General features: G+C 72.3%; 8 protein-coding genes. 5 read left to right on the forward strand and 3 right to left on the reverse strand.

The genetic code is table 11. The features are described from left to right. Window positions 1–201 precede the first annotated feature (201 nt). Window positions 202–1,659 (forward strand): catalase, encoded by a 1,458-nt coding sequence (locus ACZ7JZ_RS22455; RefSeq protein ID WP_470941929.1) that lies wholly within the window; start codon window positions 202–204, stop codon window positions 1,657–1,659. A 494-nt stretch (window positions 1,660–2,153) separates the two neighbouring features. Beyond that, window positions 2,154–2,960, forward strand: a complete 807-nt coding sequence (locus ACZ7JZ_RS22460; RefSeq protein ID WP_470941932.1) for an inositol monophosphatase family protein — start codon at window positions 2,154–2,156, stop codon at window positions 2,958–2,960. Between the two features lie 99 nt (window positions 2,961–3,059). On the opposite strand, the gene gcl is transcribed toward ACZ7JZ_RS22460, so the two are convergent. Then, window positions 3,060–4,847: a glyoxylate carboligase gene (gene gcl / locus ACZ7JZ_RS22465; protein WP_470941935.1), complete on the reverse strand. Its 1,788-nt coding sequence runs from the start codon at window positions 4,845–4,847 to the stop codon at window positions 3,060–3,062. A gap of 238 nt (window positions 4,848–5,085) precedes the next feature. On the opposite strand from gcl, the gene ACZ7JZ_RS22470 reads away from it, so the two are divergent. Then, the gene (locus ACZ7JZ_RS22470; RefSeq protein WP_470941937.1) at window positions 5,086–5,805 is read left to right on the forward strand and encodes a hypothetical protein; all 720 of its coding nucleotides are present in this window, start codon (window positions 5,086–5,088) and stop codon (window positions 5,803–5,805) included. Between the two features lie 15 nt (window positions 5,806–5,820). Here the strand turns inward: ACZ7JZ_RS22470 and ACZ7JZ_RS22475 are convergent, their stop codons facing one another. Then, on the reverse strand, window positions 5,821–7,767 hold the full coding sequence (locus tag ACZ7JZ_RS22475) for a glycoside hydrolase family 15 protein (RefSeq protein ID WP_470941942.1): 1,947 nt from the start codon (window positions 7,765–7,767) through the stop codon (window positions 5,821–5,823). Window positions 7,768–7,947: 180 nt separating this feature from the next. Here ACZ7JZ_RS22475 and ACZ7JZ_RS22480 point away from each other — a divergent pair, with 180 nt between their 5' ends. Together ACZ7JZ_RS22480 and ACZ7JZ_RS22485 are read left to right on the forward strand one after the other, a co-directional pair. Further along, on the forward strand, window positions 7,948–10,290 hold the full coding sequence (locus tag ACZ7JZ_RS22480; protein ID WP_470941946.1) for an MMPL family transporter: 2,343 nt from the start codon (window positions 7,948–7,950) through the stop codon (window positions 10,288–10,290). After that, complete coding sequence (locus ACZ7JZ_RS22485; RefSeq protein WP_470941949.1) at window positions 10,287–10,775, forward strand: glutathione peroxidase; 489 nt, start codon at window positions 10,287–10,289, stop codon at window positions 10,773–10,775. Before ACZ7JZ_RS22480 ends, ACZ7JZ_RS22485 begins: the two co-directional genes overlap by 4 nt. A 59-nt stretch (window positions 10,776–10,834) precedes the next feature. On the opposite strand, the gene ACZ7JZ_RS22490 is transcribed toward ACZ7JZ_RS22485, so the two are convergent. Further along, window positions 10,835–12,583 (reverse strand): AMP-binding protein, encoded by a 1,749-nt coding sequence (locus tag ACZ7JZ_RS22490; protein ID WP_470941951.1) that lies wholly within the window; start codon window positions 12,581–12,583, stop codon window positions 10,835–10,837. Window positions 12,584–12,729 lie beyond the last annotated feature (146 nt).

Here is a 12,729-nt window from a genome sequence, read left to right on the forward strand (position 1 = left end):
CCCCCCCTGACGGGGACCTGAGTTTCCGGACGGTGCCGTCGCTGACACCTGTCCTGTCGCGCCCAGGCGGCGGCACCGTCCGGATCACCTCACCCTTCAACTTTCTTCAACAAACTGTTGACGTTGCGTTCGCGCCGAAATTAGGCTCATCCGCATGGCGGAAGACGCTTTCCGTCAGCAGCTCCCGTACGGAAGGTCACCATGTCGAAGCGCGTGCTCACGACCGAGTCCGGCGCCCCGGTCGCCGACAACCAGAACTCCGCCACCGCCGGCGTCGGTGGCCCGCTCCTGATCCAGGACCAGCAGCTCATCGAGAAGCTCGCCCGCTTCAACCGTGAGCGCATCCCGGAGCGCGTCGTGCACGCCCGCGGTTCCGCCGCGTACGGCTACTTCGAGGTGACCGACGACGTCACCGCGTACACCAGCGCGAAGTTCCTGAACGAGGTCGGCAAGAAGACCGAGACGTTCCTGCGCTTCTCCACGGTGGCCGACTCCCTCGGCGGCGCCGACGCCGTCCGCGACCCGCGGGGCTTCGCGCTGAAGTTCTACACCGAGGACGGCAACTACGACCTCGTGGGCAACAACACCCCGGTGTTCTTCATCAAGGACCCGATCAAGTTCCCCGACTTCATCCACTCCCAGAAGCGCGACCCCTTCACGGGCAAGCAGGAGGCGGACAACGTCTGGGACTTCTGGGCCCACGCCCCCGAGGCGACCCACCAGATCACCTGGCTCATGGGCGACCGCGGCATCCCCGCCTCGTACCGCCACATGAACGGCTACGGCTCCCACACCTACCAGTGGACCAACGCCCAGGGCGAGGCCTTCTTCGTCAAGTACCACTTCAAGACGAACCAGGGCATCCGCTGCCTGTCCTCCGAGCAGGGCGCCGAGCTCGCCGGCAAGGACGGCAACTCGCACCAGACCGACCTGCTCCAGGCCATCGAGCGCGGCGTGAACCCGAGCTGGACCCTGTACGTCCAGGTCATGCCCGCCGCCGAGGCCGCGGACTACCGCTTCAACCCGTTCGACCTCACCAAGGTGTGGCCGCACGCCGACTACCCGCTGCAGCGCGTGGGCCGCCTGGTCCTCGACCGCAACCCGGAGAACGTCTTCGCCGAGGTCGAGCAGTCCGCCTTCTCCCCGAACAACTTCGTCCCGGGCATCACCGCCTCGCCGGACAAGATGCTCCAGGGCCGCCTGTTCGCGTACGCCGACGCCCAGCGCTACCGCCTCGGTGTGAACCACACCCTGCTGCCGGTCAACGCCCCCAAGGCGACCACCGCGCAGAACTACGGCCGCGACGGCGCCATGGCGCTGCGCAACGGCTCGCGCCACGACAAGAACTACGAGCCCAACTCGTACCAGGGCCCGGCCGAGACCGGCCTGGCGCTGGGTGCCCCGAAGGCCGTCACCGGCTACACCGGCACGCACGAGGCCCCGGCCCACACCAAGGACGACGACTTCTTCCAGGCCGGCGAGCTCTACCGCCTGATGTCCGAGGACGAGAAGCAGCGTCTGGTGGCGAACATCGCCGGCGGCCTGTCCCAGGTCTCCCGCGAGGACGTCATCGAGAAGAACCTGGCTCACTTCCACGCCGCCGACGCCGACTACGGCAAGCGCGTCGAGGAGGCCGTCCGCGCCCTGCGCGAGGACTGAGCCCACAGGACGCACCGGGGGTCTGACGGGAGGTCGGACCCCGGGTGCCAGCCCGCTGCCGCGGACCCGGATGAGGGGTGGTTCACGGCGATGGGCAGGACGAGGACCGCGGTGGTGTCGAGCCAGTGCGGTGGTAAGGGCTCCGAGGCCCGTCTCTTGACCTGAGGGAGACGGACGCCGGAGGGCCTGTCGCCACCACCGCGGTCCCAGCCACTCCTTATATACAGGGGCTTCGCACAGGGCCCCCTGTACATCAGGACAACCACCTCCCCCTGTGACTCCGCCCGGCGGTGCGAACGTCCTGTCGCGCCAGCCTCGCACCGTCGGGCGGTCAGATTCCGCGCTCCACCGCAGTCCCGCAGTACAGCTCCACCCCAGGCCGGAGAGCCGGGTCACGGACGGTCCCGTGACCCGGCTCTCTGCCGTCTCCGCAGGCGTCCGGGCCGGATGCGGGGGCCTGCGCGGGGCGGACCGGCGCCCCGTACGCTCGCCGCATGATCGTTTCTCTTGAGGGCGCGACGGATGCCGAGGTCGCCATCGCCGCCGCCCGCAGCGGCGCCGACGTGGTGCGCGGGATGTACGGGCAGGACTCCGGGCGCGACCCCCGGGTCGACAAGGGCGGCGGGGACTTCGCGACCGCCGCCGACGTCGCGGCCGAGGAGGCGGTGCTCGCGGTCCTGCGCGGGGCCCGGCCGCAGGACTCCGTACTCGGTGAGGAGAGCGGCCGGCACGGCAGCTCCGCCGCCGCCCGCCAGTGGCTGGTGGACCCCCTGTGCGGCACCCTCAACTACGCCGCGGGATCCCTGCTCGTGGCCGTCAACGTGGCCCTGCGCGGCGGGGCCGCGGCCGTGGCCGACCCCTTCGGCGGGGAGGTGTACGCCACCGACGGCGAGCGCGCCTGGGTGCGCCGGGCGGGCGCGGACTCCCCGCTGCGGCCCACCGCCGCCACCACCCTCGTGGACGTGAACCTCGACCCGCCCTTCCCCGGCGCCCCGGAGTTCCGCGCGGTGGACCTGCTGGCCCGCCCCGGCTTCACGGCGGAGTTCCGCCCCCGGGTCGTCTCCACGACCCTCGCCCTGGCCTGGGTGGCCGCGGGCAGGCGCGCCGCGTACGTGACCGACGGCGGGGACCTGTCGGACAGCGTCCACTTCGCGGCCGGGATAGCCCTGTGCCGGGCGGCCGGCTGCGTGGTGACCGGGATCGACGGGGCCCCGCTCGGCCCGGAGGGCCGCGGGCTGCTGGCCGCCGCGGACGCGGCCACCCACCACCGCCTGCTCACCCTGATCCGCGGTGGGGCGTAGGCGCGGCCCGGGAACGCCGAGCGGCCCCCGTCCCTCCGGGTAGGAGGGGCGGGGGCCGCCGGTGCCGTGCGGTGAAGGCGGGGAGGCCTTCGGGGGCCGTCAGGCCTGGAGGGCCTTGATGGCGGTGGGCGCGTGGCCCGGCTCGGTCGCGAGCTCTTCGAACTCGGTGACGTCGCTCATGTCGACGGTCTTGCTCATCGCGATGTTGGTGATGCGCTCCAGGATGGCCTCGACGACGACCGGGACCTGGAACTCCTGGGCCAGCTTCTTGGCCTCCTCGAAGGCCTCGCCCAGCTTCTCCGGGTCGGTGACGCGGATGGCCTTGACGCCCAGGCCCTCGGCGACCTTGACGTGGTCGACGCCGTAGACGCCCAGCTCGGGGGTGTTGATGTTCTCGAACTCGAGGTTGACCTCGAAGTTGATGCCGAGGCCGCCCTGCGCCTGGCGGATCAGTCCCAGGTACGCGTTGTTCACGAGGACGTGGACGTAGGGGACCTTGTGCTGGGCGGCGACCGCCAGCTCCTCGATCATGAACTGGAAGTCGTAGTCGCCGGAGAGGGCGACGATCGGGGTGTCGCGGTCCGCGGTGGCGGCGCCGATGGCGGCCGGGATGGTCCAGCCGAGCGGGCCGGCCTGGCCGCAGTTGATCCAGTGGCGCGGCTTGTAGACGTGCAGGAACTGCGCGGCCGCGATCTGGGAGAGGCCGATGGTGGTGACGTAGCGGGTCTCCGGGCCGAAGGCCTTGTTCATCTCCTCGTAGACGCGCTGCGGCTTCATGGGGATGTTCTCGAAGTGCGTACGGCGCTGGAGGGTGGCCTTGCGCTCCTGCGCGGAGGCGGCCCAGGCGCTGAAGTCGGGCAGCTTGCCCTCCGCCTTCCACTCCTTGGCGACCTCGATGAAGAGCTCCAGGGCGGCCTTGGCGTCGGAGGCGATGCCGTAGTCCGGCATGAAGATCTTGCCGAGCTGGGTGGGCTCGATGTCCACGTGGACGAACGTGCGGCCCTTGGTGTACGCGTCCATGTTGTAGCCGGTGTGGCGGTTGGCCCAGCGGTTGCCGATACCGATGACGGTGTCGGACTCCAGGAAGGTCGCGTTGCCGTAGCGGTGCGCGGTCTGGACGCCGACCATGCCGGCGGCCAGCTCGTGGTCGTCCGGGATGGTTCCCCAGCCCATCAGGGTGGAGATGACCGGGACGCCGGTCAGCTCGGCGAACTCGACCAGCAGGTCGGAGGCGTCGGCGTTGATGATGCCGCCGCCGGCGACGATCAGCGGGCGCTCGGCCTCCAGCAGGAAGCCGAGGGCCTTCTCGGCCTGGGCGCGGCTGGCCTGCGGCTTGTAGACCGGCAGCGGGGTGTAGGTCTCGGGGTCGAACTCGATCTCGGTCAGCTGGACGTCGATCGGGAGGTCGATGAGGACCGGGCCGGGACGGCCGGAGCGCATCAGGTGGAAGGCCTGCTGGAAGACGCCGGGGACCTGCGCGGCCTCCAGGACGGTGGTCGCGGCCTTGGTGACGGGCTTGGCGATCGTCGCGATGTCGACGGCCTGGAAGTCCTCCTTGTGGAGCTTCGAGACCGGGGCCTGGCCGGTGATGCACAGGATCGGGATCGAGTCGGCGATGGCGGAGTACAGGCCGGTGATCATGTCCGTGCCGGCGGGGCCGGAGGTACCGATGCAGACACCGATGTTGCCCGCCTTGGCGCGCGTGTAGCCCTCGGCCATGTGGGAGGCGCCCTCGACGTGGCGGGCGAGCGTGTGGCTGATGCCGCCGACGTTCTTGAGCTCCCGGTAGAACGGGTTGATCGCAGCGCCGGGCACGCCGAACGCCTGGTCGATTCCTTCGAGCTTGAGGATCTCAACGGCCGCGGCGGCGGCGGTCATACGGGGCATCGGTACTCCTGCGGTCAGGCGGTTTCCGTAATCCGGAAGTTTTGTTCTGCTATACGGAACAACCTAGAAGGTGACTCTGTGTACGTCAAGACGCGTCCGCACCGCGGAACACACCAAATGCCGTGCCCCGGACCGTCGCTCAGACCAATCGCGGCCGGTCCCGGCAAGTACGGGGCCTGCGGCGCGCGCGTGCGCGACCATGGGTCCGGTGGTGCACGGCGCGTACGAGGGGGTACCCATGGCCGAGACGTTCCCGGTGCGCTGTCCGGCCTGCGGACGCCGCAACCCGTACGCCCCGCCGGCCTTCCCCTGCGCCTGCGGCAGCCCGGTCACCCCGCCGCTGGACCCGGGCCGCCCGCCCGTCGCCCTGACGCACCGGACCTGGGCGGACAGCTGGGTGGCGGTGCGCTGCGGGGCCTGCGGGCGGCAGGACGAGTGGCCGCAGCCGGAGGCGGCGTGCAGCTGCGGCACGGTGGCGCGGATCCCGGTGCTGCCCGCGGGCCGGGCGCTGCGGCCGGCGCACATACCCCTGCCCGTCACGGCCCCCGCGCCCCGGCCCGCCTTCCGGCCGGTGGTGATCCGCACGGCCGGGGACGCGGTGGCGGCGGCCGCGCTGTACCTGCGGTGGCTGGGCTTCCGGGAGGTGCACGGCACCGGCCCGGCCGCCGGGGCCGCGGGCTCCCCGGGCTCCGGCGCCGCCGTGGACCTGCGGGCCCCCGGGCTGGTGGCCCAGGTGGACCCGACCACCGCCCCCGCCGGGCTGCGGGCCGTGGAGTGCGTCTGGCTGACGGGACTGGCGGCCTCCGCGGCCGGGGTGTACTTCGCCCTGGCCGGCTACACCGACGAGGCCCGGTCCCGGGCGGACGACCTGGGCCTCCCCCTGTTCGTCATGGACCTCACCGGCGCCCCGCAGCCGGTGAACGGCGCGGCCGACGAGCTGGTGGGTACGGGCGCCTGAGCCGCGGTCCGGGGCTCAGCCGCCGCTGTTCCCGCCCGTACCCGGTCCGGCTGCGCCGCCGGCCCCCTGGAACCCCGTACCCCCGCCCGGCCCCGCGCCCCAGTCGTGCACCGGCCGCTTCGGCCGCCCCGGCTGGGCGTTCATCCGGTCGATCGCCTCGTCGAGGGTGGTCGCCGCCATGATCAGGGAGAGGTGGGTGAAGGCCTGCGGGAAGTTGCCGAGCTGCTCCCCGCTGGGGCCGATCTCCTCGGCGAAGAGGCCCACGTGGTTGGCGTACGTGAGCATCTTCTCGAAGGAGAACCGGGCCCGCCGCACCCGCCCGGCCCGGGCCAGGGCGTCCACGTGCAGGAAGGTGCACAGGCTGAAGGTGCCCTCGGCGCCGCGCAGCCCGTCGGGGGAGGCGCTGGGGTCGTACCGGTAGACCAGGCTGTCCTTGACCAGTTCGCGGTCGATCGCGTCGAGGGTGCTCAGCCAGGCGGGGTCGGTGGGGTTGAGCAGCCCGATCCGCGGGATCAGCAGCAGCGAGGCGTCGAGCACCTCGCTGTCGTAGTGCTGGACGAGGGCGGCCCGGCGCTCGCTCCAGCCCCGCCGCATGACCTGCTCGAAGATCTGGTCCCGGGCCCCTCGCCAGGTCTCCAGGTCCGCGGGCCGCCCGAACTCCTCGGCGAGCCGCAGCCCCCGGTCGAAGGCCACCCAGGACATGACCCGGCTGTACGTGAAGTGCTGCTGGCCGCCGCGGGTCTCCCAGATCCCCTCGTCCCGGTTGTCCCAGGACTCGGCCAGCCAGTCCAGCATCGAGGCGATGGCCTGCCAGCCGCGGTACGTGGGCTGGGTGTCGAGCCCGCGGCCCTGGGCGAGGGCGTAGAGGGCCTCCCCGTAGATGTCCAGCTGGACCTGGTCCACGGCGGCGTTGCCGACCCGGACCGGGTAGGAGCCGCGGTAGCCCTCGAAGTGGTCGAGTACCTCCTCGGGCAGCCAGGGGTCCCCGTCGACGCGGTACATGATCTGGAGGGGCCGGGTGCCGGTGGCGGGGCCGCCGGAGCGCTCGGTGACCCGGTCGGTGAGCCAGCCGGTGAAGGCGGCCGCCTCCTCCACGAAGCCGAGGTCGAGCAGGGCGCGTACGGACAGCGAGCCGTCCCGGATCCAGGTGTAGCGGTAGTCCCAGTTCCGCTCGCCGCCGATCAGCTCGGGCAGGCCGAGGGTGGCCGCGGCGATGGGGGCGCCGGTGGGGTGGTAGGTGAGCAGTTTGAGGGTGATGGCGGAGCGGTGGACCATGTCGGGCCAGCGGCCGCGGTAGCGGGTGGTGCGCACCCAGTTCTGCCAGAAGTCGACGGCGTTCCACAGGGCCTGCTCGACGGCGGGCAGGTCGGGCAGGGGCGGCGCGGCGGCGCCGGGTCCGGCCACGGTGAAGGAGGCCCCGGCGTACCCGCCCTCGGTGAGGGTGAGGGCGGCGCGCACGTCGTACTCCCCGTCGCGCTCCAGGGGCGCGCTGGACTGGAGGAAGGCCGTGGCCCCGGGGGTGCGGAAGGTGGCCGTCCGGCCGTCGACCGCGGTCTCGTGGCGGGCCCGCCCGAAGTCGAAGCGCGGCCGGCACTCCAGGGTGAAGGTGACCGTGCCGCGCATACAGCGCACGACCCGCATCAGGGTGTGCTGCGCGGCGGGCCGCCCGCTGTCGTCGGGGGGCATCCAGTCCATGAGCTCGCCCACGCCGTCGGGGGACATGAACCGGGTCACGAGCAGGGCGGTGTCCGGATAGTAGAGCTGCTTCACGGTGACGCCGGGGGCGTCCACGGAGAGCCGGAAGTACCCGCCGCGGTCGTGGTCGAGGAGGGCCGAGAAGATCCCCGGGGAGTCGAAGCGGGGGGCCGCGAACCAGTCGACCACCCCCCGGTTCGAGACCAGGGCTGCGGTCTGCAGGTCGCCGACGAGCCCGTGGTCGGCGATGAGCGGGTAGCGCTCCATGCCTCCCACTATCGGGGAGGGTGCGGATCGGGGCGCGGCGGAGGCGCGGGCGGGCCGCCGCACCCGCGGGGCGGCGCGGACACCGCGGTCCGAGATGCCCTCCGGGCGCGTACGGAAAACAATGATCCCAGGGGCATCGGGCTCCCCTCGGGGGGACCTCCTCCCGGAGACGGTCGCGACATGAACGCTGCACGCCAGGACCACGGGAAGACCGCGCCGGCCGGCGGCCCGCGCAAGAAGAGCGCGCTGTACCGGACCGGGCACTGGTGCGCCCGGCACTTCGTCGTCGTGATCGTGGCCTGGCTGGCCGCGGTGGCGGGGCTCCAGATCACCGACCGGGCCGTGGGCGGGGAGTTCTCCGACGACTTCGCCCTGCCCGGCGTGCAGTCGGCCGTGGGCCTCGACGTCCTCCAGGCCCACGAGCCCTCCGCGGGCGGCTACGGCACGCAGATCGTCCTCAACCAGCCCTCGAAACCGCTCACCGAGGACGCGGCGGCGATCAACTCCGCGGTCGCGAGCCTGCAGAAGCTGCCCGACGTGCTGAGCGCGCAGAACCCGCTGCCCCCGCCCGGGGCCACCCCGCCCGCCCAGCCCGCGGGCACCCCGAACACCGGCCCGCTGTCCACGGACGGCAGGACCGCGTACATCACGATGCGGTTCAGCGTGCCTCCCTCGACCCTCGGCGACGACTACCTGGCCGGGGTGGACGCGGCCGTCCAGCCGCTGCGCGATGCCGGGATCACCGTCGAGTACGGCGGCCCGCTCGGCGAGCTGGCCCGGCCCGACGCCGACGACCGCACCAGCGAGGCGATCGGGTTCGCGGTGGCGATCGTGGTCCTCCTGATCGGCTTCGGCAGCGTGGTCGGCGCCGTCCTGCCCCTGGTCACGGCCCTGGTCGGGGCGGTCGGCGGGCTGGCGCTGCTGGGGCTGATGGCGGCGGCGTTCACCTTCGGCACGGTCTCCCCCACCCTCGCCACCATGATCGGCCTCGGTGTCGGGATCGACTACGCGCTGTTCCTGATCACCCGCCACCGGCAGAACCTGATGGACGGGCACGATCCCGCCGACTCCGCGGGCCTGGCCACGACCACCAGCGGCCGGGCGGTGCTCGTCTCCGGCTGTACGGTGATCATCGCCCTGTCCGGGCTGTGGGTCTCCGGGGTCACGTTCATCGGCAAACTGGGCCTGGCCGCGGCCTTCACCGTGATCACCGCGGTCATCGCGGCCCTCACGCTGGTCCCGGCCATGCTGGGCCTGGTCGGCAACCGCATCGACAAGTGGCACGTGCGCAAGCCGGTGGCCGAGACCGGTGCGGCGCCCGGCGAGCAGGCCCAGGGCACCTGGCACCGGTACGCGCAGCGCGTCGAGAAGCGGCCCTGGTGGTTCCTGGTCTCCGGGGTGGTCGCCCTGGTGATCCTGGCCTTCCCGGTGTTCTTCATCCAACTGGGGCACATCGGGGACGGCGCCGACCCGAAGTCGTTCACGGACCGGCGGGCGTACGACCTGATCGCCGAGGCCTTCGGGCCGGGGGCGAACGGGCCGCTGACCGTCGTCGTCGACCAGTCCTCCGTACCCGCCGCCGACCGCTCGGCGCTGGCGGCGAAACTCCAGCAGTCCCTGACGGGGGTCCCGGACGCCGCCTCGATCACCCCGCTGCGCGCCACCTCCGACGGGGACGTGCTGATCGGCACGGCGTACTCGGTGGCCGCCCCGCAGGACGAGCGCACCACGCAGCTGACCGACCACCTCGTCGACGAGGTGCTGCCGCAGGCGGTGGAGGGCACGCAGGCGCAGACGTACGTGACCGGAACGACCGCCGCGCAGGTGGACTTCCTCGACATCGTCTCCAGCAGGCTGCCGCTGATCATCGCGGTGGTGGTGGCGCTGGCCTTCTTCGTCATCCTGGTGGTCTTCCGCGGGCTGCTGGTCGCCGTGAAGGCGGCGGTCCTCAACGTGCTCTCGATCGCCGCCTCGTACGGGGTGGTCGTGGCCGTGTTCCAGTGGGGCTGGGGCGGGCCGCTGCTCGGGGTCTCGGGCAAGGTGCCCATCGAGAGCTACGTACCGATGATGATGTTCGCCATCGTCTTCGGCCTGAGCATGGACTACGAGATCTTCCTGCTCTCCCGGGTCCGGGAGGCCTGGCTGCGCACCGGGGATCCGAAGGCCAGCGTGGCCCACGCCCTGGAGATCACCGCCCGGGTGATCACCTGCGCCGCACTGATCATGGTGAGCGTGTTCGCGGCCTTCGTGGTCTCGGACAACATCGTCGTCAAGATGCTCGGGCTGGGGCTCGCGGCGAGCGTGCTGATCGACGCGACGGTGGTGCGGCTGCTGCTCGTACCCGCGGTGATGACCCTGCTGGGGAAGTCCGCCTGGTGGACCCCCGGCTGGCTGGACCGGCTGCTGCCGCACCTGGACACGGAGGGCGAGGCCGCGCTCGAACGGGATCAGGCATCATCGACAGCGGACGAACGTCCCGCCGGTCCCGCCGGCACCGCCGGTCCTGCCCAGGAGAAGCCTTGAGCCTGTACGACATCCCGCTGACCACCCTGTCCGACGAGCCGACCAGCCTCGCGTCCTTCAAGGGCAAGGCGATCCTGCTGGTCAACACGGCCTCGCAGTGCGGTCTGACCCCGCAGTACTCCGGTCTGGCGCGGCTCCAGTTCAAGTACGCCGAGAAGGGCTTCACCGTCATCGGCGTCCCGTGCAACCAGTTCGGCGAGCAGGAGCCCGGCACCGCCGAGGACATCGCGACCTTCTGCGCGGCCGGCTTCGGGGTCACCTTCCCGATGCTGGAGAAGAGCGAGGTCAACGGTGAGAACCGGCACCCGCTCTACGCCGAGCTGGTCAAGCACGCGGACGCCGGGGGCGAGGCCGGCGACATCCAGTGGAACTTCGAGAAGTTCCTGATCTCCCCGCAGGGCGAGGTCGTGGGCCGCTTCCGCCCGCGTACGGAGCCGGAGGCGGAGGAGCTGGTCGCGGCGATCGAGGCGGTCCTGCCGGCCTGATCCGGTCCCGTCGGGGCGGGCCGGGGCCGGGACCGCGGGCGGTCCCGGCCCCGGCCTCCTCACTTGAGGTCGGCCTCGTGGTACTCGGGGCCCTCCCCCGCGCCCCGCGCCGTCAGCTCGCGCAGCTCCACGCGGCGGATCTTCCCGGACACCGTCTTCGGCAGCTCGGCGAACTCGATGCGGCGCACCCGCTTGTACGGGGAGAGCACCGCGCGCGAGTGCTCGAACAGCACCCGCGCGGTCTCCGGGCCCGGCTCCCACCCGGCGGCCAGGGCCACGTACGCCTTCGGCACGGCGAGCCGCAGCGGGTCGGGGGCGGGCACCACGGCCGCCTCCGCCACCGCCTCGTGCTCCAGCAGGGCGCTCTCCAGCTCGAAGGGGGAGATCTTGTAGTCGGAGGCCTTGAACACGTCGTCGGCCCGGCCCACGTAGGTCAGGCAGCCGTCCGCGTCCCGGGTGCCGATGTCCCCGGTGTGGTAGAAACCGCCGGCCACGGCCTCCGCCGTGCGCTCCGCGTCCCCGTGGTAGCCGGTCATCAGGCCGACGGGGGCGGGTCCGAGGTCCACGCAGATCTCGCCCTCCGCCGGGTGGGGGCGGCCGTCGGCCGGGTCGACCAGCGTGATCACGTACCCGGGGGCGGGCAGCCCCATCGCACCGGGCTTGACCGTCCGGCCGGGGAAGTTGCCCACCTGGAGGGTGGTCTCCGTCTGCCCGAACCCGTCGCGGACGGTGACCCCCCAGTCACGCCGGACCTGCTCGATCACCTCGGGGTTGAGGGGCTCGCCGGCGGCGACCACCTCGCGGGGCGGGGTGGCGAGGCGGGTCAGGTCGGACTGGATCAGCATCCGCCACACGGTGGGCGGGGCGCAGAAGCTGGTGACCCCGGCCCGGTCCATCTCGGCCATGAGCCGCTCGGGGTCGAAGCGGGTGTAGTTGTGGATGAAGACGGTGGCGCCGGCGTTCCACGGGGCGAAGAGGTTCGAGTAGGCGTGCTTGGCCCAGCCGGGCGAGGAGATGTTGAGGTGCACGTCCCCGGGGCGCAGCCCGATCCAGTACATGGTCGACAGGTGCCCGATGGGGTACGAGGCGTGGGTGTGCTCGACCAGCTTGGGCCGGGCGGTGGTCCCGGAGGTGAAGTAGAGCATCAGCGGGTCGGTGGCGGCGGTGGCGCCTTCGGGCGCGTACTCCGGGGAGGCTTCGTAGGCGGTGCTGAAGTCGAGCCAGCCGTGGGGTACTTGGGCGCCGACGGCGATCCGGGTGTAGTCCCCGGGGACCTCGTCGAACTTCGCGGCGTCCGCGGAGCGGACGAGTACGTGCCGGGCCCGGCCCCGCTCGACGCGGTCGCGCAGGTCGTGCGGGCCGAGCAGCGGGGTGGCCGGGATGACCACCGCGCGCAGCTTCATCGCGGCGAGCGCGGCCTCCCACAGCTCGCGCTGGTTGCCGAGCATGACGACGATCCGGTCGCCTGCGCAGACCCCCTGCGCGCGGAGCCAGTTGGCGACCCGGTTGCTGCGTTCGGCGAGGGCGGCGAAGGTGGTCCGCTCCTCGGTGCCGTCCTCCTCGGCGATGTGCAGGGCGGTGGCGGGGCCCAGTTCGCCGGCGGCCAGGTGGTCGAACCAGTCGAGGGCCCAGTTGAACCGCTCGGGGCGGGGCCAGGCGAAACCGGCGTACGCGGTCTCGTAGTCCTCGCGGTGCGCCAGGAGGAAGTCCCGCGCCGCCCGGAACTGGGCGGTGGCGCCCCCGGCTCCGCCGCCCGTGCCGGAACGCTGATCCGTACCGGCGCCCGTACCCGTACCCGAATCCGCCATGCCCTGCCCCTGCCCTTCCCGAACCCGCGCGCGGCCGACCGCCCGCCTGCGTACCTACTGCCTGCCTACCCGCCTGCCGGCCTATCCGCCTGCTCATACGCGCTGCGTCTGAGCATCGTGCCCGGGTACGACGGGTCGTCACCAGT

It is taken from the genome of Streptomyces sp. NPDC038213 (genome assembly GCF_055600495.1).

Excerpts from the sequence above, each read along its gene's own strand:
- ACZ7JZ_RS22455 (WP_470941929.1), top strand. The coding sequence starts at position 202 with ATGTCGAAGCGCGTGCTCACGACCGAGTCCGGCGCCCCGGTCGCCGAC.
- ACZ7JZ_RS22460 (WP_470941932.1), top strand. The coding sequence starts at position 2,154 with ATGATCGTTTCTCTTGAGGGCGCGACGGATGCCGAGGTCGCCATCGCC.
- gcl (WP_470941935.1), bottom strand. The coding sequence starts at position 4,847 with ATGCCCCGTATGACCGCCGCCGCCGCGGCCGTTGAGATCCTCAAGCTC.
- ACZ7JZ_RS22470 (WP_470941937.1), top strand. The coding sequence starts at position 5,086 with ATGGCCGAGACGTTCCCGGTGCGCTGTCCGGCCTGCGGACGCCGCAAC.
- ACZ7JZ_RS22475 (WP_470941942.1), bottom strand. The coding sequence starts at position 7,767 with ATGGAGCGCTACCCGCTCATCGCCGACCACGGGCTCGTCGGCGACCTG.
- ACZ7JZ_RS22480 (WP_470941946.1), top strand. The coding sequence starts at position 7,948 with ATGAACGCTGCACGCCAGGACCACGGGAAGACCGCGCCGGCCGGCGGC.
- ACZ7JZ_RS22490 (WP_470941951.1), bottom strand. The coding sequence starts at position 12,583 with ATGGCGGATTCGGGTACGGGTACGGGCGCCGGTACGGATCAGCGTTCC.